This is a genomic window from Wocania ichthyoenteri Th78 (genome assembly GCF_000789235.1).
In the GTDB taxonomy this organism is placed as follows: domain Bacteria; phylum Bacteroidota; class Bacteroidia; order Flavobacteriales; family Flavobacteriaceae; genus Wocania_A; species Wocania_A ichthyoenteri.
The window spans coordinates 2,338,999-2,360,586 of the sequence record NZ_KN525716.1; the positions used below are offsets into that span (position 1 = coordinate 2,338,999).

The 21,588-nt window shown below is 30.8% G+C and carries 21 protein-coding genes; 8 read left to right on the forward strand and 13 right to left on the reverse strand.

What is annotated here, in order from left to right:
- Position 1 precedes the first annotated feature (1 nt).
- From porG to RG22_RS10165, 3 genes are all read right to left on the reverse strand, one after another.
- Positions 2 to 691 carry a type IX secretion system protein PorG gene (gene porG, locus RG22_RS10155; RefSeq protein WP_034042935.1) on the reverse strand — a complete coding sequence of 230 codons (690 nt, stop codon included), beginning with the start codon at positions 689 to 691 and terminating at the stop codon, positions 2 to 4.
- A 110-nt stretch (positions 692 to 801) separates the two neighbouring features.
- Positions 802 to 1,686, reverse strand: a complete 885-nt coding sequence (locus RG22_RS10160; protein ID WP_034042936.1) for an NAD kinase — start codon at positions 1,684 to 1,686, stop codon at positions 802 to 804.
- Between the two features lie 3 nt (positions 1,687 to 1,689).
- Positions 1,690 to 2,349 (reverse strand): CBS domain-containing protein, encoded by a 660-nt coding sequence (locus RG22_RS10165; RefSeq protein WP_034042937.1) that lies wholly within the window; start codon positions 2,347 to 2,349, stop codon positions 1,690 to 1,692.
- 252 nt (positions 2,350 to 2,601) lie between these two features.
- On the opposite strand from RG22_RS10165, the gene RG22_RS10170 reads away from it, so the two are divergent.
- The 6 genes from RG22_RS10170 to clpX all read left to right on the forward strand — a co-directional run bounded on the left by RG22_RS10170 (position 2,602) and on the right by clpX (position 8,188).
- Positions 2,602 to 3,315 carry a pyridoxine 5'-phosphate synthase gene (locus RG22_RS10170; RefSeq protein ID WP_034042941.1) on the forward strand — a complete coding sequence of 238 codons (714 nt, stop codon included), beginning with the start codon at positions 2,602 to 2,604 and terminating at the stop codon, positions 3,313 to 3,315.
- A gap of 49 nt (positions 3,316 to 3,364) precedes the next feature.
- Positions 3,365 to 4,141 (forward strand): alpha/beta fold hydrolase, encoded by a 777-nt coding sequence (locus RG22_RS10175; RefSeq protein WP_034042942.1) that lies wholly within the window; start codon positions 3,365 to 3,367, stop codon positions 4,139 to 4,141.
- Between the two features lie 98 nt (positions 4,142 to 4,239).
- Positions 4,240 to 4,587: a phage holin family protein gene (locus RG22_RS10180; RefSeq protein ID WP_034042944.1), complete on the forward strand. Its 348-nt coding sequence runs from the start codon at positions 4,240 to 4,242 to the stop codon at positions 4,585 to 4,587.
- Between the two features lie 143 nt (positions 4,588 to 4,730).
- On the forward strand, positions 4,731 to 6,059 hold the full coding sequence (gene tig / locus RG22_RS10185) for a trigger factor (protein WP_034042945.1): 1,329 nt from the start codon (positions 4,731 to 4,733) through the stop codon (positions 6,057 to 6,059).
- 146 nt (positions 6,060 to 6,205) lie between these two features.
- Positions 6,206 to 6,880, forward strand: coding sequence for an ATP-dependent Clp endopeptidase proteolytic subunit ClpP (gene clpP / locus RG22_RS10190; protein ID WP_034042946.1), 675 nt, complete (start codon positions 6,206 to 6,208; stop codon positions 6,878 to 6,880).
- 75 nt (positions 6,881 to 6,955) lie between these two features.
- Positions 6,956 to 8,188 (forward strand): ATP-dependent Clp protease ATP-binding subunit ClpX, encoded by a 1,233-nt coding sequence (clpX, locus tag RG22_RS10195; RefSeq protein ID WP_034042947.1) that lies wholly within the window; start codon positions 6,956 to 6,958, stop codon positions 8,186 to 8,188.
- Between the two features lie 296 nt (positions 8,189 to 8,484).
- Here the strand turns inward: clpX and RG22_RS10200 are convergent, their stop codons facing one another.
- Entirely contained in the window at positions 8,485 to 10,119 is a 1,635-nt protein-coding gene (locus RG22_RS10200) for an OmpA family protein (RefSeq protein WP_034042948.1), read from the reverse strand.
- 132 nt (positions 10,120 to 10,251) lie between these two features.
- Positions 10,252 to 11,766, reverse strand: a complete 1,515-nt coding sequence (locus RG22_RS10205; protein ID WP_034042949.1) for a GH3 auxin-responsive promoter family protein — start codon at positions 11,764 to 11,766, stop codon at positions 10,252 to 10,254.
- A gap of 42 nt (positions 11,767 to 11,808) precedes the next feature.
- Between RG22_RS10205 and RG22_RS10210 the strand changes: the two genes are divergently transcribed.
- A complete protein-coding gene (locus RG22_RS10210) occupies positions 11,809 to 12,603 on the forward strand; it encodes a DUF2797 domain-containing protein (RefSeq protein ID WP_034042950.1) in 795 nt (264 codons plus the stop codon).
- Between the two features lie 55 nt (positions 12,604 to 12,658).
- On the opposite strand, the gene rpsU is transcribed toward RG22_RS10210, so the two are convergent.
- From rpsU to RG22_RS10230, 4 genes are all read right to left on the reverse strand, one after another.
- Positions 12,659 to 12,853, reverse strand: coding sequence for a 30S ribosomal protein S21 (gene rpsU, locus RG22_RS10215; protein ID WP_034042951.1), 195 nt, complete (start codon positions 12,851 to 12,853; stop codon positions 12,659 to 12,661).
- Between the two features lie 30 nt (positions 12,854 to 12,883).
- Positions 12,884 to 13,747 carry a sigma-70 family RNA polymerase sigma factor gene (locus RG22_RS10220; protein ID WP_034042952.1) on the reverse strand — a complete coding sequence of 288 codons (864 nt, stop codon included), beginning with the start codon at positions 13,745 to 13,747 and terminating at the stop codon, positions 12,884 to 12,886.
- 158 nt (positions 13,748 to 13,905) lie between these two features.
- The gene (locus RG22_RS10225) at positions 13,906 to 16,578 is read right to left on the reverse strand and encodes an AsmA-like C-terminal region-containing protein (RefSeq protein WP_034042953.1); all 2,673 of its coding nucleotides are present in this window, start codon (positions 16,576 to 16,578) and stop codon (positions 13,906 to 13,908) included.
- Between the two features lie 106 nt (positions 16,579 to 16,684).
- Complete coding sequence (locus tag RG22_RS10230) at positions 16,685 to 17,389, reverse strand: queuosine precursor transporter (protein WP_034042954.1); 705 nt, start codon at positions 17,387 to 17,389, stop codon at positions 16,685 to 16,687.
- A gap of 70 nt (positions 17,390 to 17,459) precedes the next feature.
- Between RG22_RS10230 and folK the strand changes: the two genes are divergently transcribed.
- Positions 17,460 to 18,590 (forward strand): 2-amino-4-hydroxy-6-hydroxymethyldihydropteridine diphosphokinase, encoded by a 1,131-nt coding sequence (gene folK, locus RG22_RS10235; RefSeq protein WP_034042955.1) that lies wholly within the window; start codon positions 17,460 to 17,462, stop codon positions 18,588 to 18,590.
- 79 nt (positions 18,591 to 18,669) lie between these two features.
- Here the strand turns inward: folK and RG22_RS10240 are convergent, their stop codons facing one another.
- The 4 genes from RG22_RS10240 to RG22_RS10255 form a co-directional block, all read right to left on the reverse strand.
- Complete coding sequence (locus RG22_RS10240) at positions 18,670 to 19,416, reverse strand: amidohydrolase family protein (RefSeq protein WP_034042956.1); 747 nt, start codon at positions 19,414 to 19,416, stop codon at positions 18,670 to 18,672.
- Between the two features lie 205 nt (positions 19,417 to 19,621).
- On the reverse strand, positions 19,622 to 20,281 hold the full coding sequence (locus RG22_RS10245; RefSeq protein ID WP_034042957.1) for a class I SAM-dependent methyltransferase: 660 nt from the start codon (positions 20,279 to 20,281) through the stop codon (positions 19,622 to 19,624).
- A 57-nt stretch (positions 20,282 to 20,338) separates the two neighbouring features.
- Positions 20,339 to 20,983, reverse strand: a complete 645-nt coding sequence (locus RG22_RS10250) for a hypothetical protein (RefSeq protein WP_034045972.1) — start codon at positions 20,981 to 20,983, stop codon at positions 20,339 to 20,341.
- A gap of 55 nt (positions 20,984 to 21,038) precedes the next feature.
- Positions 21,039 to 21,578 carry an RNA methyltransferase gene (locus RG22_RS10255; protein WP_034042958.1) on the reverse strand — a complete coding sequence of 180 codons (540 nt, stop codon included), beginning with the start codon at positions 21,576 to 21,578 and terminating at the stop codon, positions 21,039 to 21,041.
- Between the last annotated feature and the right edge of the window lie 10 nt (positions 21,579 to 21,588).

The following is a 21,588-nucleotide window of genomic DNA, read 5'->3' on the forward strand; positions in this document are numbered from 1 at the left end:
TTTAATTTGAAGGACAATAACAGGGGTTTAAACCAAAAGTGTAGGTTAGTGTTACGCCCGAAAACACATACCAATCGTTATTATTTATATTGCCAAATCTGAACTGCTGATTTGCTATACTATCAGGAATACTTCCATCAATTTCATCCGAAAATGTGTAGCGAGCACCAACCTCAATCCCCATAACAATGTTGCCTAACAAGTTTGCCTTTAAGCCCAAAGCCATTGGTATACCGTATGCCCAACTCGAATTGCTTTCTGAAGTTTGAACGCCATTAAAAAAATAATGGTTATCGTGATTTGCAACACTTATACCTGTATATATATAGGGTGTTGCAACTTTTTCGCCGGTGTGCAAATTAAAATCAAAGAAAGTAAATTCTATACCAGCTGAAACTTCTAATAAATTCGAGTCAAAGTTATAACCTCTTTGAATACGCCTTGGGTCGTCTGAATCTATATCGTTAGCTTTCAAATCAGAATATATCAACGATGCTCTCCAAGAATGTCTTGGGCTTGCATTCCATTTATACATTAATCCAAAAGTAGGACTGTTTGGTGAAATGTAGTTAGTAGCACCTACATCTCCAATAAAATTACTGCCACCAACAAAAATACCAATTTCGTTAATTTGCGAATGGCTTAATTGAAAGCTTAAAATGCTTAATATCAGTACTGTTAAATGCTTCATAAATATTCAAAGTTTGCAAATATAATAAATAAGATTAGCTCAATACTAATTAAACTCCTATTTGAGCTAAATTGTATGAGAGTAAAACAGATTTTTTTTTGAAATATTGCCTAATTACGCTTGTCTTCGCCCCAAAGTAGTTTTTTGCGAAGGGTGTCTAAAAAGCTTTCATTTAAAAGGTCTATCATTTTAATTTTGAATGATGCCTTTTTTATTTTAATTAAAGTACCATTATCTAAAGTCGCGATTCTAGAATCGAGTGATACTAAATGTTGCTCTTCTCTACCATTTACTCTAAGTTGTATTTCGGTGGTATCTGGAACTACAAGTGGGCGAGCACTTAAATTATGTGGTGCAATAGGTGTTAATACAAAACTATTGGTGCCAGGTGTTATAACGGGGCCACCACAACTTAAAGAATACCCAGTTGAACCTGTTGGTGTTGAAACAATTAAACCATCACTCCAATACGATGTTAAATATTCGTTATCTAAATGGGTTTCAACCGTAATCATTGAGGTTGTGTTTTTTCTGCTTACTGTTATTTCGTTTAAGGCAAAATTAAGTGATGTTATATTATTGTTTTCTGGAGTGGTTTCAATGGAAAGTAAACTGCGTTCAGATATTTTGTATTTACCATCAATAATATCTTGTATAGCATTTTCAATACCATCAACTTGAATGGTTGCTAAAAAGCCTAATCTACCTGTGTTAATTCCTATTATTGGAATGCCTAAATCTTTCACAAAAGTTATGGCTCTTAATATAGTACCATCGCCACCAACACTAACAAGTAAATCGAAAGAGGTATCTAAAGTATCAAATGTTTTAAATGAGGTGTAACCTTTTTTATTCTGCTCATTACTTTTTATAAGGTTAAAAAATTCTGTTTCTATATAAGCATCAATATCTTTTTTTATTAAATAGTTGAAAAGTGTTTCAACAGAAATAGTTGTACGCTCATTATAAAATCGTCCAAAAACAGCAACCTTCATAGCTTATATGTTTAAATATTTTCTCAAATAATCTGATCGCTCTTTAAGGCTTTCGTTGTAACTATCCTCTTCATGTCCAGAAACAATATTATAACTGTATCTGCGGAAAGTTTGAATAATATCATTAAGACTAGAATTGCCAATTTTCAAGGTTATTTGAACCACATCATTTTTAATTTTAGAAACAAAAGCACCTAAAAGTTTTCCGTTGTTCGATTCAACAATTTGACTTATTTCGCTAAAGGAATAATCTAGCAAACCTTTTTCAATAACTAAAATACCGCCGGCTTCAAAAAAGAAAGGCGTTTCATTAAAGAGGCTAATAACATCGTTTAATTCATAATAGCCCAAATACACATTTCTAGTGTCTAAAACAGGCATTATATTAGCTGAATTTTTCGCAAAAGCTTCCAATACATCAAGCCATATGGTGGTGTCTCTAACGTAAAAATCTTCAAGTGCGTACGTATATTCGCTTAATAGTTTATTGCTTTCAAAACAGTGAGCATCGGTTTCAGAAAAGCTTCCTAGATAGGTGTCATTTTCATCTTTAACTGGAATATGAGAATAGGTTAATTGATTAAATAATAATTGCAAATCGCTTATTTTGCTACTATTATTTAAAGGTTTTATATCGTTTATAATGAATTCAGAAAGCCTCATTGTTTCAATTTAATATAGATGCAAATTAATCAAAAAAATAGTATATAAGGGTGTTCTACTTTGTATTTTTGCAGAATTAATTTGGGTTTTTGCATTGAAGCGAAAATTTTAGCTTTCGAATTTAGATGAAAACTTTTTTGAACTTCATAGCATAGTTACGAAGTAAGAAAAAGATAAAATATAAATTTAAAAGAAGAATTTTTTAGCCAATGACGAAAAGCTCGAATTAATTCTATTATTTAAAAGTTATGTATGACAAAGTTAAGTGTAAATGTTAATAAAATAGCAACTTTAAGAAACTCCAGAGGTGGCGATATGCCAAATGTGGTTCAGTTTGCTAAAGATGTACAACGTTTTGGAGCTCAAGGTGTAACCATTCATCCAAGACCAGACGAACGCCATATTCGTTATCAAGATGCTCGCGATTTAAAGCCAGAAGTTTATACTGAATACAATATTGAAGGCAATCCAATAGATTCTTTTGTGAAATTGGTTTTAGAAGTTAAGCCAACACAAGTTACTTTGGTGCCCGATGCTGTTGATGCGATAACGAGTAATGCAGGTTGGGATACCATAAAACATAAGGATTTTTTAGTTGATGTTATTGCTCAATTTCAAAACAATAATATAAGAACATCTATTTTTGTCGATCCCATTTTAGAACAAATTGAAGGTGCTAAAGAAACAGGAACAGATAGAATTGAATTATACACCGAAGCTTTTGCACATCAATATAGTTTAGGAAATAAAAATGCTATAAAACCGTATACAGCATGTGCTGAATTAGCAAATAGTTTAGGTTTAGGTATTAACGCAGGACACGATTTATCGTTAGACAATATCAAGTTTTTTAAAGATAATATCCCTGAATTGTTAGAGGTTTCAATAGGGCATGCGCTTATTTCAGAAAGTTTGTATTTAGGTGTAGAGAATGTAATTCAAATGTATTTGCATAAGCTTAAATAAGTCGGCAGTATTCAGTTTACAGTAATAATAGATAAATATTCGTGAATTTGTGGCAAAGGAAGAAATTTTAAATTCAAACATTTTAGGGGAAGGGCAACCATTTATCATTCTACATGGGTTTTTAGGTATGAGCGATAATTGGAAAACGCATGGTAAAAATCTTAGTGAACAAGGTTTCGAGGGGCATTTAGTCGATCAGCGAAATCATGGACGCAGTTTTTGGAGCAATACCTTTAATTATGAAGTTTTAGCTGAAGACTTAAAACACTATTGCGACAAACATCATTTGAAAGACATTGTTTTACTGGGGCATTCCATGGGAGGAAAAACAGCTATGTTGTTTGCAACGCAGTATCCAAATTTGGTATCCAAATTATTGGTAGCCGATATTTCGCCTCGATTTTACCCAGTTCATCATGATGCTATTTTAAATGGGTTAATTAAGTTAGATTTTGATACTATTAAAAGTAGAGGTGAAGCCGATAAAGCTTTAAGCGAATACGTATCAGATTTTGGGACACGTCAATTTTTACTTAAAAACTTATACTGGATTGAAAAAGGAAAACTAGCATTACGAGTAAATTTAGAAGTCTTAAAAGAAGAGGTAGCCGAAGTTGGCGAAGCACTACCAAGCTATTCAAGATTTGAAAAAGACACTTTGTTTTTACGTGGTGATCGATCAGAATATATTGGTGTTGACGATGAAAGGTTAATTGCAAACCATTTTCCAAAAGCTAAAATTGTTACTATTGCAAATTCAGGACATTGGTTACATGCTGAAAACCCAAAAGACTTTTTTGATGCTGTTATGCAGTTTGTTCGTTAAGCATTGTACTTTAATTTACATTTTAATATCTTTAGTGTTAAATTAATTCATTAATCATTCGTGAATTTTTTTGGAAATTTATATAAAAAATATTAAAAATGAAACTTATTATTAAACTTCTATTAAATGCTATTGCAGTATTTGTAATCGCATATTTTTTAACTGGCGTACATGTAGACACATATATTACAGCTATTATTGTCGCTGTAGTTTTATCGGTGTTAAATCTATTTGTAAAACCCATTTTAGTTATTTTAACCTTGCCTATAACTATTGTAACATTAGGCTTGTTTTTACTAATAATTAATGCACTAATTATTTTATTAGCAGATAAATTAATTGAAGGTTTTTCGGTAAGTAGCATCTGGATTGCGGTACTATTTAGTATTTTGCTTTCGGTGCTTCAATCTATACTGCATTCGCTTTTAAAAGAGGATAAAAAATAGGCTGAAATTCAGTGCTTTAAAAACTTTGTTGGGATGTAAAAATATATTATTTTTGCATCCCAATTTTGATTACATAAATTATAGGTTTTTATAAAAGAAACCTTTTTGTTAAATACCTGATTAAAGGTTATATATCATTTAAAATGAACATTACAAGAGAAAATGTTGATGCGTTAAACGCTGTAGTAAAAGTAGATATTGCTAAAGAAGATTATAGCGATAAAGTAGAAAAAATCTTAACAGATTACCGTAAAACGGCAAATATTCCTGGTTTTAGAAAAGGACACGTGCCTATGGGTATGGTTAAAAAACAATACGGAAAAGCAGTTTTAGTCGATGAGGTAAATAAGCTTTTACAAGATGCTTTAAATAAATATTTAACTGAAGAAAAGTTAGATGTTTTAGGGCAACCATTACCAAAAACACAAGATGAAATTGATTGGAATGCCGAAGGCTTTTCTTTTGAATTCGAATTGGGTTTAGCACCAGAATTTGATGTGAACCTAAAAAGCAAAAAAGCCATTACGCAATACAATATTATTGCTGATGACAAAATGATTGACGAGCAAATTGAGCGTATTCAAAAACAATACGGTAAGTTAGTGTCTCAAGATACTGTTGAAAAAGACAGCGAAATCACAGGAACTTATACTAATGAAGAAAAAGAGATTGATAATACTGTTACTTTAACTTTAGATAAATTTAAAGGAAAAGCAACTGCAAAACAATTTATTGGTGCAAAAGCTGGAGACGTTATAGTATTAAAAACAAAGGGTCTTTTTGAAGATGACCACGATTTAATGCATGCCTTAAAATTAAGTCATGATGATGTTCATGATTTAGATATAGAAGTGTCTTTTACAATTACAGAAATTAATAAGCGTGAGTTAGCAGATTTAAATCAAGAGTTATTTGATAAGCTTTTTGGAAAAGGAGAAGTAACATCTGTAACAGAATTAAAAGCAAAAATAAAGACAGATGCTGAGAAGCAATTTGTGCAACAAGCAGATCAAAAGCTTTTAAACGATGTAACTGAGTTTTTAGTTGAAAGCACAAAATTTGATTTACCAGCAGAATTTTTAACAAAATGGATGCAAACTGCTGGAGAACAAGAAATGGACTTAGATCAAGCTAAAGAAGAATACGAAAAGTCTGAAAAAAGTTTACGCTACCAATTAATTGAAGGTAAGTTAATTGAAGAGAATAATGTTCAAGTAACTATGGACGATATTAAAGGGCATGCTCGTGAGATGATTAAAGGGCAAATGGCTCAATTTGGTCAAATGAACCCTTCAGATAAAGAACTAGACGATATAGCTGCCCGTGTGTTATCAAACCAAGATGAGGCACGTCGTATTTCAGAACAACTAGTAAGTCAAAAACTATTATCGCTTTACAAAGAAAAAGCAAACATAAAAGTAAAAGAATTAAGTTACGAAAAGTTTGTTAAAGAAGTATACGGAGACAAATAAATCAAAGAATAATTCCTTATATTTAGGCACTTAAATCTATAGATTTAAGTGCCTTTTTATTCAACAAAACAATCTAATAAAAACAGATTTTAACTTATCTTGATGCATATCAAGTGTTTAGTTAAATTAAATTAGTTAAATTAATTATGGATTACGCAAAAGAGTTTGAAAAATTCGCGATAAAAGATCAAGGAATTAGCAGTACATATTACAATAAAATCATTAGTAGTATGTATCCAGCAAATCTTACACCAAATATTATTGAAGAACGCCAGATGAACATCGCTATTTTCGACGTGTTTTCTCGTTTAATGATGGACAGAATCATTTTTTTAGGAACTGCTATAAATGACCAGGTAGCTAATATTATTCAAGCACAATTATTGTTTCTTGAGAGTACTGATGCCTCAAAAGATATACAAATTTATATTAACTCTCCAGGGGGAAGTGTTTATGCAGGATTAGGTATTTATGATACTATGCAGTTTATAAAACCCGATGTAGCAACTATTTGTACAGGAATGGCAGCGTCAATGGGCGCAGTACTATTATGTGCTGGCGAAAAAGGAAAACGTAGTGGTTTAACACACTCACGTGTTATGATTCATCAACCTTTAGGTGGTGCACAAGGACAAGCTAGCGATATTGAAATCACAGCTAGAGAAATACTAATTTTAAAAGAAGAACTTTACAAAATCATTAGTAAGCATTCGGGTCAAGATTACGACAAAGTATACGAAGATAGTGATAGAGATTATTGGATGAAAGCCGATAAAGCTAAGGAATATGGTATGATTGACGAGATTTTAGCTCGTAATTAAATAAATTTTTGTAATTTTATCAAATTGTTATAGAGGGATTTATAAGAATTCTCATCTTCTTAAATATAAAGATTAATGGCAAAGGAAGAATTAGAATGTTCGTTTTGTGGGCGTAAAAAACCTGAAACGAATTTATTAATAGCTGGATTAGATGCACATATATGCGATCGTTGTATAGAGCAAGCGCATGGTATTGTAATAGAAGAATCTAAACAAACAGATAGCAGTGACTTATCTGCTGAGTTGAAGCTTAGAAAGCCTCAGCAAATTAAAGAATTTTTAGACGAATATATAATAGGACAGGACATGACCAAAAAGGTAATGTCTGTTGCTGTTTATAATCACTATAAGAGGTTATTACAACCACCAACAAATGACGATATCGAAATTCAAAAATCGAATATCATTATGGTTGGTCAAACTGGTACAGGTAAAACATTAATGGCAAAAACAGTTGCAAGAATGCTTAATGTGCCTTTAGCTATTGTGGATGCTACAGTTTTAACCGAAGCGGGTTATGTTGGTGAAGATGTAGAAAGTATTTTAACACGATTATTACAAGCCGCCGATTATAGTTTAGAGAAAGCAGAAAAGGGGATTGTTTTTATTGATGAAATTGATAAAATTGCTCGTAAAAGCGATAACCCATCTATTACTCGTGATGTTTCAGGTGAAGGTGTACAACAAGCTTTATTAAAACTTTTAGAAGGAACCGTTGTTAACGTACCACCAAAAGGTGGGCGTAAGCATCCAGACCAAAAGTTTATTGAAGTTAATACCGAAAATATTTTATTTATAGCTGGTGGAGCTTTTGATGGTATTGATCGTGTTATTTCTAAACGACTAAACATGCAAGCTGTTGGTTATAGTGCTTCAATGTCGGATGATGTAGTCGACCAAAACCATTTATTACAATATATTATTCCTAAAGATTTAAAAGATTTTGGATTAATCCCTGAAATTATTGGACGTCTTCCTGTGTTAACATATATGGATCCGTTAGATGCAAAAACCTTACGAGCTATTTTAACAGAGCCTAAAAATGCTATCATTAAACAGTACAAGAAGTTGTTTGCTATGGATAAAATTGAGTTCACTATAACTGATGGAGCTCTTGATTTTATAGTAGGAAAGGCAATTGAATATAAACTCGGGGCTAGAGGATTACGTTCTTTATGTGAAGAAATATTAACAGATGCTATGTTCGAATTACCAAGCAGTGACGAAAAGAAGCTTAACGTTACTAAAATGTATGCAGAAGGCAAATTAACTAAAACTACAATAAAGAAGCTTAAAGCAGTTTCGTAGTTTTTAAGATTAATTTAAAATATAAAAAAACCACGCTAGTTTAGCGTGGTTTTTTGTTTATGGATGTTAATTAATAATAGACACTATGGATAATTTTTTTATCAGAAAGTAGCAACTTTTTTAATGAGGGTATTAAAAATGTTTTGTTGTACTTATGTCGTTTAGCAATTAATACTTTTTAAAAGTATACTTAATTAATGAAGCTCACAAAGTGTTTTTTAAGCTTTTAGATGATTAGACGAAATACTCGTTTAAACACTTTTTTTGCCTGCATTTAATCGGATAGCAGATTTTGTTTAGTCTAAAATAACAAATTCAATACGTCGGTTTGATTGATGCTCTTCATCTGTACAAGAGTTTGTTTTGCAATCAATCAGTGGTTTTGTTTCTCCGAAACCTTTTGATGACAATCTGCTTTTATCAATACCATTTTTAATTAAATACATTACAGCAGACGCAGCTCTTTTGTTAGATAATTTTAAGTTATAGGCATCATTTCCTCTAATATCTGTATGCGCATTAATTGCTAATTTAATATCTGGTTTATCATTAAGTACTTTTAAAATTTTGTTTAAAGAAATTGTTGATTCCTCTTTAATGCTATATTTAGCAAAATCGAAATAAATATGTTCCAATACAATTCTCAATTCATTATCAACTTCAGCAATTACTGGTTCGGTAGTATTTAATTCTAAATCTTTATTGTATGTGGTGTCAAAATTTCTATTCGCTAAAAATTTAAAATCACCATCTTTAAAACCATCTTTTTCAGCGCTTAGTGTATACAATTCAAAAGGAACAACATTATCAAAACTAAAAGCTCCAGACTCGTCAGTCATTTGTCTTGCTACTTCATTATTATCTTCATCTTTAAGAATAATGAGTGTATTAGGAAGTTTAATTTTAGTAACTAAATCAATAGCTTTTCCTTCGATAGATTGAATAATTTCATCATTAACCGCAGTATAAATATCAAAACCACCTTTACCATTTGGTTTGTTTGATGATACATAGCCTTTATTTTTTATTGCTAAAAAATAGGCAATTTCGTCATAACTTGTATTAATTGTATTCCCAAGATTTCTTGGAGCTTTGTATGTTTCATTACTAAGAATTCTACTTACAAACAAATCATAACCTCCTAAATTTTGATGTCCTTTTGACGAAAAATATAAGTGCTTACCATCGATAGATAATGATGGGTATTTTTCATCGGAGGTTGTGTTTATTGAATGTCCTAAATTTTTAGGAGTATCTAATGTTCCATCTGCATTAACATTAGAAACATAAATATCATAACCTCCAATAGATCCAGGCATATTTGACGAAAAATATAGCTTATCCCCAGTTCTGTTTAAAAAAGGAGTTTCAATAGAAACATTGGTTCTGTTAATATTTAGTAGCTCCTCATTTATCCAATTTCCGTGGGAACCTTCTTCAAGGGAGGCTTTGTATAATTTATATTCTAGCGAGTTGTCTCTACTACTTCTTGTAAAATAAACGGTTTTTTGGTCTGGAGAAAATGTAAGTTGGTCTTCACTATCATTAGTGTTTAGTATTCTTGAAAATAATAAAGGTCTGCTTAATGCGCCATTTTTACTAATGTCTAAACAAAACAACTCTTTGTACGCTTCGTTGGTATTGAAATCAATTTTTGCAAATCCACCAAGTTTTTTAGACGATACCATAATCAATTTATTTCTAAAAAAACCAGTGCCAATTTCTGAATATTTAGTGTTTACTCCAGCATCTAAAACTTCAAATTCGAAACCGTTGGTTCCTATTTCGTTTGATGAAACAGAATTACTAGTATATGTTAAAGTGGGTTTTGCTGTGTTAATATTTATATTTCCTGCAATAAGATTAGAAGGGCCTTGACTAAATATAAAATTTGAGATAAGACAAATAATAACTAAAATGCTAGTTTTCATTTTGTGAGAGGGATTAATGATTAATTAGTTTTTAAAAATAGTATTAACCTCAATGTAAAATGAAATTTACTAGACCAATCGCAGTTTAATTCGTTAAGTAATTGTTTTTCAGTGCTTTTTAGCGGTTTGAGCTTAAGAGTTTAAGCTCAACAAATCATCCATATAATCTCTAGTGTTTGAGAGTCTAGGTATTTTATGTTGCCCACCTAATTTATTGTTTTGTTTTAGCCAATCATAAAATAGTCGCTCTCGGGCAATATGTATTTTGGGTTTATTAAGCGTTAGGTTATTATAACGTTTTGCTTCATAATCTGAGTTTAAAGCTTTTAAAGCATTATCGAATAATTCATTAAAATAATTAAGGTCTTTAGGCGGTGTTTTAAATTCAATAAGCCACTCATGAGCACCTTTTTCTCTGCCTTTCATAAAAATTGGTGCCGCAGTATAATCTACAATTTCGGCTTTAGTACGTTTACATACTTTTTTTAAAGCATCTTCTGCATTTTCGATAATTAATTCTTCTCCAAAAACATTAATATGGTGTTTTGTTCTACCAGAAACTTTTATTCTATATGGGTTTAATGAAGTAAACCTAACTGTATCTCCAATTTTGTAACGCCATAAACCTGCATTAGTAGTAATAATAACTGCATAATTCTGATTGAGTTTTACTTCGCTTAATGGGATGGCTTTTTCTTTGGAAGAAGCATAAATATCCATAGGAATAAACTCATAAAAAATACCATAATCGAGCATCAATAATAATTCACTTGAATTGTTTTGATCTTGAATCGCAAAAAAACCTTCCGAAGCATTATAAATTTCATAATATTTAAAGTTGTTTTTCGGTAATATTTTTTTATACTGATCAACATAAGGTGTAAAACTAACACCACCATGAAAATATACTTCTAGGTTAGGCCAAACATCAAGTAAACTTTTCTTACCTGTTGTTTCTAAAACATTGTTAAGTAATACCAGCATCCAAGACGGTACACCAGCTAAACTCGTCACATTTTCATTTATAGTTTCATCTACAATAGCTTGCATTTTATATTCCCAATCGCTCATCAATGATACTTTGCTACTTGGTGTACTACTGAATTCTGCCCAAAAAGGCATGTTGTCAATTAAAATAGCCGATAAATCTCCGTAAATAGTTCCGTTTTCTTTATACAATTCTTTACTACCGCCTAAGCGTAGACTTTTTCCAGTAAATAATTGTGAATCTTCATTATTATTTAAATACATACAAAGTAAATCTTTGCTAGCAGCGTAATGGCAATCTTCTAAAGATTCAGGACTAACAGGAATAAATTTGCTTTTAGCACGAGTAGTACCGCTAGATTTAGCAAACCATTTTATAGGTGTTGGCCAAAAAATATTGTTTTCACCACTTCTAGCGCGCTCAATATCATCCTGCCAAACATCATAATTATTTATAGGAATACGTTCTGCAAAAGTTTTATAATCTTTTATCGAGGCAAAATCATATGTTTTACCAAACTCAGTGTTTTTAGCAAAATCTAAAAGACTTAAAAGCAGCTCGTTTTGTACTTCGTTAGGGTATTTTAAAAACAAATCGATTTGATGAAATCGTTTTTTTAAAAACCAAGAAGCAATAGAATTTACTAAAGGAATTGGCATATTTATTTTATCTTTAAGTTCTTAAAAATAAGGTTTTTTTTTATGAACTACCAAGGCGTTTTAACAAAAATGGAAACTGAGTTTTCGCAACCTATTCAATACTATTTGGTGTTTGAAAATGATTTTTTGAATATGAATCAGTTGTTGAATAAAACGATTAACATTCAATTTGTTAAGTATCAATGTTTAAACTGTGGATTGGATAAGCCCATTTACAGACAAGGATTTGATAAACAGTGTTTTTTTGAAGTGCCACAAGCAGCAGACTGGATTATGCGTCCCGAATTAAGCACGGCGCATTTAGGTAAAGAAGATCGCGATTTGGAGTTTGAAAAAAGAGTACAGTTACAGCCACACATTGTGTATTTAGCAAATTCTAGCAATGTTAAAGTTGGAGTAACTAGAAAACAACAAGTGCCAACACGTTGGATAGATCAAGGTGCACACGAAGCTATTGAAATTGTTGAAGTGCCAAATAGGTATTTGGCAGGAATAACCGAAGTAGCTTTAAAAAATTATGTGGCAGATAAAACCAATTGGCGAAAAATGCTTAAAAATGAGATTGAAGATGAAAATTTAGTAGAATGGCGCGAGCGATTGAAACAATATGTTCCTGATGAAGCCATAGATTATTTTATCGAAAATAATACTGAAACTAACATAGAATTCCCTGTATACAAATATCCTGAAAAACCTAAAAGCTTAAATATTATTAAGGAACAACAGTATTCCGGAAAGCTAGTTGGGATTAAGGGACAATATTTAATTTTTGAAGATAATACCGTTTTTAATATTCGTGCAAACGAAGGTTTAGTGGTTAATATCAGTATAAATTAAAAACCCACTTACAGGTTATTGTAAATGGGTTGTATATTGTATGTTTCAGAGAATACTAAATATTTTCGTTGTCTCTAATGTTTTGAATGTACTCAGCTTTTTGAATTTCACGACGCCTCTTAACAGATGGTTTTGTAAAAAACTGATTTTCTCTTAAATTTTGCATGACTTTAATATTTCTGTGCTTTCTTTTATAACGTTTTAAGGCACGTTCTATGTTTTCACCGTCTTTAACAATAATTTTTAACATATAATTTTTTTAATTGTTTTTGTTTTAGGATTATCCTAAATACGTTTTTAGTACTTTACTTTTAGAGGTATGACGCAATCTGCGAATACCTTTCTCTTTTATTTGTCTTACGCGTTCTCGTGTTAAACCAAACGATACGCCTATTTCTTGTAGGCTCATTGGGTGCTTTTTACTTATACCGTAATAATTTCGTATTACTTCTGCCTCTTTTTCAGATAATGTATCTAATGCTCTGTTTAACTCTATGTTTAAAGAGTCTTTCATTAAATCATTATCTGGTCTAGGTGATTCATTTGATTTTTCGACGTCGTACAAACTAAATGTTTCACCTTCTTTTAAAGGAGCATCCATAGACACATGTCTGCCAGAAATTTTCATAGATTGTTTCACATCATTTAGTGAAAGATCTAGATTCTTTGCAATTTCTTCAGCACTAGGTGCCCTTTCATGTTCTTGTTCTAAAAATGAATAAGCCTTATTTATTTTATTTATAGAACCAATTTTGTTCAAAGGTAATCTAACTATTCGAGATTGTTCTGCTAAGGCAGATAAAATTGCTTGCCTAATCCACCAAACGGCATAAGATATAAATTTAAAACCTCTAGTTTCATCAAAACGTTTAGCGGCTTTAACCAATCCTGCATTACCTTCGTTAATTAAATCGGGTAAAGATAAGCCTTGGTTTTGGTATTGTTTCGAGACTGAAACTACAAAACGTAAGTTAGCGGTTGTGAGCGTGTCTAGAGCTTTTTGGTTGCCTTGGCGTATTTTTTGTGCTAATTCAACCTCTTCTTCGGCGGTTATAAGAGGAATTTTACTTATGTCTTGAAGGTATTTGTCTAGTGATTTTGATTCTCGGTTGGTAACTTGTTTCGTAATTTTTAATTGCCTCATATATTATCAGAAAGTTTAAAAAGTTTATACTTTCTATAACATAACCTATTAATTTTAAAATCCTAATTTTTTATCGTTTTTATTAAAAAAAGAACGAAAATTGATTAAAAATTGTGTATTTTTAAGAGTTTTGGTCGTTTTTGACTTATTTCTGAGTTTTAGTTTATAGTGTCTTGCTCTTTTTTCTTTTTGCCTAATAGCCCACCGAGCACATTTTTAACAGCATTTTTTGTTGAGTTAGTTTTGGTAGTATCAGTTTGAGCTTTTTTGTCTCCAACAATACCACCTAACACATCTTTAATTGTACTATTTTGTTGTTTTTTAAGTGAGTCTGTTTTGGTTTTATTACCACCTATAACATCGCCAATTAAATCTTTAACTTTGTCTTTACCTTGGTTTAGTAGTTTTTGTTTTTCAATTTCAATAAGCTGTTTTGTTAAATTGTTAATACCACTTGTTAAATTGGTTTTTACTGATGGATTTGTGTAAGTGCCACCAATGTTTGCGGTAATTGGTATAGAAATATTTTTAGCTTCTTCAGTATTAATTTTACCTATTAATTGATTAACCTCGCTCCCCAAATATTTTGCTGGCACATTAAAGATAGCACTGTAATTTAATGTTTTATCAAAACCGTGCGATCCAGAAATATTAATAACAATATCCTCATATTTTAACTGAAAAGGTTTTACACTTACTGTACCATTGGCAAACTCTAGTTTTGTTTTTAAATCTTTTAAATCAAGTTTCTTAAAATCTATAAAATTTAAAGCGCCTCCAAGTTTGCTTATTAATTCACTTTGATTTGCTCCAATTCTAGTCGCTAATAATTCTGCGAAAGCGTTACCTGAAACACTACTTAAGTTTGGAGAGAACTCTTTATCTAAATTTCCAGAAAGACTAATGTTAGTATTTAATTTTCCTGCGAGCAGCTTTGAAATAGGAGCTAAGTTTTGAAGCAATTCTAAATCTTTAAACGACTTTGCAATATCAAATCCGTTGGCGCCTAAATTCAAATTAAAAGTAGGTGTATCGTTTTTTGTTGAAACATCTCCAGCTATTGATAACGCACCGTCAAATATATTAGAGGTCATGTTTTTTAACGTAACCTGTTGGTCTTTTATTAGTAGTGTACCCTTTACATCCTTTAAGTTTAAGTTGTCATAAACTACGGTTTTGGCATCGGCATTAATGGTGCAATCTAAAAACGCAGGAATTTTTAATGATTCAGTGTCACTTGTAGTTTTGTTTTCAGATGATTCTTCATCTTCAGACATAAAATCACTCACTTTAAACATGTTAGAGTTCACATTAAAATTACCTTGCAATGTGTTGTCGCTCAATAAAAAACCTAATAAATTTTTAATGGTTCCGGTGGCGTTTAAATCACTATCGCCAGTTTTTGCTATAAAATTATTTAACGATACTGTTCCTGGATTAAACGTCATGTCTGCTTTTGAAATATGAATAGGGTTTACAATATCTTCTGATGAAAACACAAAATCTGTAATACTAGCAGAACCATTATTTTTAATACGCTCGTAAGCATTAGTCTCAATAGCTTTTATATCGAAAGCCGTATTAATTTTTCCTTTTAAAATACCACTTAAAGCATTCTCAAGTTCAATAGGATAGACCTTTGTAATGTTTGATAAATTTAAAATTCCATCAATATTGGCATTTACCAGCATATTTTTTGTGATGTTTTTTAAAGTAGCTGACGATTTAAAAACATCGTCATCAATTTTAAAATTTAGTTTTTTAATATCTATAAACGTGTCGTCCGCATTGCCTGTGGTGTTTTTTATAGAGGTGTTTATGGAAATATTGCTAACACGTTTTGGCAAGTCTGGATATTTAAACGAGGCATTATTTGATGTAATATTGATGTCTAAATTGGGAATTGTTTTATCTGAAGACAATCCTTTTATAATACCATTTACTTTAAAATCGCCAGTGGTTTGTACGTCATCGATATTTTTAGAATAGGCTTTAGGAATAACAGCTAAGAAATTTTTAAAATCAGATTCTGGGTTTTTAAAAGTGATATCAATTTGCTGTCCGTTTTCTAACTGTTGTACAAAACCAGAAAACTCTAAAGGTAAATCGTTTATAAAGCCTTTATTTTCTTTAAAGGTGTAAATACTGTTGTTTAAATCTAAACCAATTAAAGCATCTAATTTTACAGGATTGTTGCTTAAATATGTGGTGCTATCAAGAGTGATGCTAATATTTGCTTCGCTTTTGGTGTCTAATTCTGACGCTTCCGCGGAAAAAATACCGTTTCCTTTATGATTTAATTCTGATACATGAATTAATATGTTTGATGCTTCATCCAAATAAGTCAATGCGCTTTTGTTAATACTATAATCTTCAAGATTAAACGAGAAACTACTTGTTTGGTTTTCGTTTGAAGCATTTTTATCTTCTTTAGTAATATCGTAATTATTATCACCAAATTTATTCGTTTTTAAAGTTAACAAAGCCTCATTAATATCGATTGAATTTACTGTAATGGGATCTTCTTCAGCCTTTTTAAACAACTCCTTTATAGGCATGGTGAACGAAATACTTTTAGCAGTAACTAAAGTTTCGTCTTTAAAAGGCTCAAAATTTGTAATGACCAAATCGCTTACGTTAACATGGGCTTGCGGAAAACTGCTAAGGAAACTTAAACTAACGTCGCTAAATTCAACCTTTGCATTTAGGTTTTCGTTTATAAAACTCTTAACCATATCTTTAATTTGCCCTTGAAATGCAAAAGGGATAGTAATTAAAAGGACTACGACAATAAGTAATGTAATGCCAATAATTTTTAAAGCTTTTTTCATAAGAAAATATTTATATAAATATACGAGTGTGCTCGTGTTTAAGTATAAGTAAGTAAAAAGTTTAATAAAAATTTAACCTAAGTGAGATTAATGTTAACACAAACGGTTAAAGTAAGTCAATCTCTTCGTTCACTTTTAAATTAAATCGCCTTCTAAATAAATAAACGCCCAAATATAAAAAAGGCGTATCGCAAGCAGCGACTAAAACTTTAAATAGAAATCCGCTAATCAATAAGCCTTTAAAAAGACTCCAAGGTAAAACTTCAAAAAAGCATAATAAAAAAACAACAGAAAAAGTATCGACAAACTGAGATAACCAAGTCGAGAAATTATTTCGTAACCAAAGATGTTTTCCTTTGGTAAGTTTTTTCCAAAAATGATAAATTTGAATGTCTACAAACTGAGCAAATAAATACGCTATCATGCTAGCACCAACAGCTAAAATGGTTCTTCCAAAAACATTAGTAAAAACAGAATCGTTTATGGGAGAACTTGCAACTGCAGGAACTATATCGGCTACATAAACAATTAAAACAGAAAATAAAGAGGCAAATATTCCTGTAACTACTATTTGATTTGCGCGCTTTTTTCCATAAATTTCACTAATTAAATCGGTGATTAAAAAAGTAATGGGATATGGTAAAATACCAACAGAAATAACAAAAAGTTTACTTCCAAAAACTTCCACATCAAACGGATACCAATAAAAAAATTTCTGAAAAATTAAGTTAGATACTACTAACGATGTTATAAATAAAGCACCCAAGAGCATGTATATACGTTGCGCAGCAAGTTTGTCTTTTAATGTCATATAAATTGTGAATAAATCATTAATGTAAATATAAAGGAAACCATTTACTTTTAGTTATTTTGCTTTCTCTATGATAAAACCAACAACATTTTATATTGCATTGGGCAGTAATAAAGGCGATAAATTTAAGAATTTACAAGCGGCTATTGATGCTATTCATACCAAGATTGGACATATTAAACTAATTTCTAAAGTTTATAAATCGCCAGCTTTTGGTTTTGAAAGTGACGATTTTTTGAATTGCTGTTTGGTTTTAGAATCCGATATGCAATCAGAACATGTATTGCAAGAATTACTATCTATTGAAACAGCTTTAGGACGCACACGAAAAAAAGACGCAGGTTATGAAGCGCGAATTATCGATTTAGATATTGTTTTTGCTGAAGATAAAATTATTGATACAAAGGCTTTGCGAGTGCCTCATCCTGAAATGGAGAAGCGCAAGTTTGTTTTGTTGCCCTTAAATGATATCGCTTCTAAAATTAAGCATCCAAAACTTAATAAAGAAGTGTCAGTTTTATTAGAGGAGTGCGAAGATGAATCCATTTTAGAGCCTATTAATATTTGGTTAAAAAACCCAAGTAAAGCCTATAATTTTTCAAATTATAATTACATCGCTATTGAAGGGAATATAGGTGCAGGAAAAACGAGTTTAGCTAATAAGATGGCATATGATTTTAATGCAAAATTGATTTTAGAACGCTTTGCTGATAATCCGTTTTTACCAAAGTTTTACGAAGACGCACAGCGTTATGCTTTTACTTTAGAGATGTCGTTTTTAGCAGACCGCTATCAGCAAATTTCTGACGATTTATCGCAACTCGATTTGTTTAAAGATTTTATTGTGAGTGATTACGATGTGTTTAAATCACTCATATTTTCTAAAATTACTTTGGCTGAAGATGAGTTTATGTTATACCGAAAGCTTTTTAATTTGATGTATAAGGATTTAAAAAAGCCTGAATTATACGTGTATTTATACCAAAATACGGAGCGATTGCAACAAAATATTAAAAAACGCGGACGCGATTACGAGCAGAATATCGACAACGAATACTTAGAAAAAATAAATACGGGCTACTTAGAGTTTTTAAAAACTCAAAACGATTTTAACGTTAAAATTATTGATATTTCTGATAGAGATTTTGTGGAGAATAGAGCGGATTATTTGTGGGTTTTGGGTGAGATTTGTGGGGAGTAATTTTTGAGATTACGATTATCGAGTTTATTGTGATTATTTATTGGGATTCGAAAGTAATTAAATATATAAGTTGTTGGTGTTAGTTTTTGCTGTACCACTCGATAGCATTTTTGTAAAATATTTTTTTTTGTTCATTATCGGAAAAATTGTCTTTTATTAATTTTAAATCTTTGATGGAAAAAGGGATTTTTGCTCTTGTTGATGGCAAATCTGTTCCAAACATTAGGGAGTTAGGGTTAATAGAATAAATCTTTTTCATTATACTAATTGGGTTAAAATCTACACGTCCAAATCCCGTAGCTTTAATTTTTACTCCTTTTTCAGCCCAATAATATAATTCGGTAAGTCCAGCTTTTGAAAGGCCTAAATGATCAATTGAAAATTTAGGAATTTTTTTAAGGATGGTTTTTAGTCCCTTTAAGTCTTTGCTATCAACATAAAGTTCTGTATGCCAACCATAATAATCGAAAAGCTTATTTGAAAGCTCTACCATATTCTCTAATCGCTCTGAACCTCCTCTTTTAAGATTGAACCTTACTGCGCATATATTCGATTTATGCAACCTTTCTAGTTCATTTATGCTTATATCGATTGGTATGTTTGCAACTCCAAAATAATTTTTTCCAAGTGTATTTAGAGAATCAAGTAGGTATTCTTGATTGAATTTTTGGAATGAGCCAGAAACTATTGCTCCTCCTACAATTCCGAAACCCATAACTTGTTCCTTATAATTTTCGGATGTAAAATCGGGTGGCAGATATCCGTGGTTTTTTACTAAAGGAAACTTCGGATTAATAATATGAAAATGAGAGTCAAATATTTTCATTTTTTCTAATTAACGCTAACTGCATGATTTGAAATGGTTTTAATGTTTTAAAACTGCTGATAAGCGAAGTTAGATTTTTTAGAGTTTAGAATCAAATTAACTTGTTGGCTAATTTTGTTGTTTCTACGAAGACAGGAATCCACATTTTAGTTTCAATTGTTAATAGATTCCGTGTCATGCATGGAATGACAAAAAAGGTTAAGTTTTAAAACACTTCAAACAGCGTTGTTACAATACGTCCTTTATTATCATCTAAAATATGTTCTCCAAGTTGTTTTTCGTCTATAACTTTTAAATTAAATGGTAGCTCTAATATATTAACGCCACTGTTTTGTTTTAGTCTAATGCCTTGCCCAGAAATAATGTCTTTGTTTGGTGTAAAGTTACCCAACGGGATATGTTCGGTTAGAATGATGTATTTATAAGCGTCTAATTTTTTTATAACTTTTTGTATTTCTGTATTAGATAAATGCTGTAATACTTGACGTAAAATTATGCACTCTGCAGCAGGAAACTCATCTTTTATAATATCCAAACAGAGAAACTCTAAATTACCTTCTTTAAATGTTTCTTTGTTTCTATTAATAAGGTTTTCAACAATATCTATAGCAATATACTTTTTAGCGTATTTAGTGAGATGTTTACCAATATTAAAATCGCCACAACCTAAATCGCAAACTACCAAAGGGGTATTGTGAGATTTTAAAAATGTAATTAAAGTTTTTAAATAAGGGTTTATAATTTCTGGATTATGTGAGCCATTTCCAGAATAAAAATCATGATGATTCCCACCCCAAAGATGCATCTCATAAATCTGACACATCACATCTTTTGTAGGCCAAGGTTTCTTTGATTTTTTAGTCACCGCTTTTAAGTTTGCTATACATATCTCAAACTACAACACCATAATTCGCCTAAATATCTATAGGGTGTTAGGTTTTAATTCTTTCGAATTATAAGCTGCTGCATTAGCGTTAAAATATAACCATGTAGCAATTCCAATAAATTTAAAGCCTTCTTCAAATACTTGTACTTTGTGATGGTTAAATGGAATTTTCGATTGAATTATATCTATAAAAACAGAAAGGGCAAGAAAAAATCCTGCTAAAAAAAAAGCAAAAGCATCAGTTTTTAATATTGTTTTATAATTACCTATTAATATTGTAAATGTTAATAATGCATAAACAGCATAACAAATATATTGGCTAATATAACGATCGTGAATCATAAAAAAATCGTCAATTGCAAGCAGTATAGAGAATAAGCCTGTTAATAAAAGTAATTTTTTTTGACCTTTGTCAATCAAAGATTTAGTTTTTGTAATTGTAAAAAAACAAATTGAGGCAGAACTTATCCATAGCCATATTCCAATGTTTGATAAAAACCCAAGAAAGCTTGAAGAATCGGTTAGATCTGCAGATTCCTTAATAATTTCTCTAGTTTGATACCCTTGCAGCATTAATACGTTTAACGAAATTACATAAAATAAAATGGCAGGAATAACAGCTATAAGAATACATTGAAGTATTTTTTTAGGTTTTAAAATTAAAAATAATTCTTTTTTCAAGTTCATAGTGTTTTTTTAATTTATTAAGCTTTTGGTTTAAATATGGCAAATTTAGTTATAAATTATTTGATTTTAGTTTGCTAAACAAATCCCAAACCACAACACCACAACTCACCGAAATATTTAAAGAATGTTTGGTGCCAAATTGAGGTATTTCAATAACCACGTCGCTATTATTAACTACATTTTGCGTAACACCTTTTACTTCATTGCCAAAAACTAAAGCGTATTTTGTGTTTGGTTCAACTTCAAAGTCATTTAACATTGTTGCATTTTCAGCTTGTTCGACAGAGCAGATTTTGATATTTTCAGTTTTTAGTTTTTCAATTAAATCTATTGTGTTTTCAATATATTCCCAAGCAACTGTATCTGTGCTTCCTAGGGCGGTTTTATGAATATCTTTATTTGGAGGAGTTGCTGTTATGCCGCATAAATAAATTTTTTCAATTAAAAACGCATCACTCGTTCTAAAAACCGAACCAATATTGTTTAAACTTCTAATATTATCGAGTATAATAATTAGGGATGTTTTTTTAACGCTTTTGAAATCGTTAACACTTAATCTATCTAATTCGCTGTTTTTTAGTTTTCTCACCTTATATGTT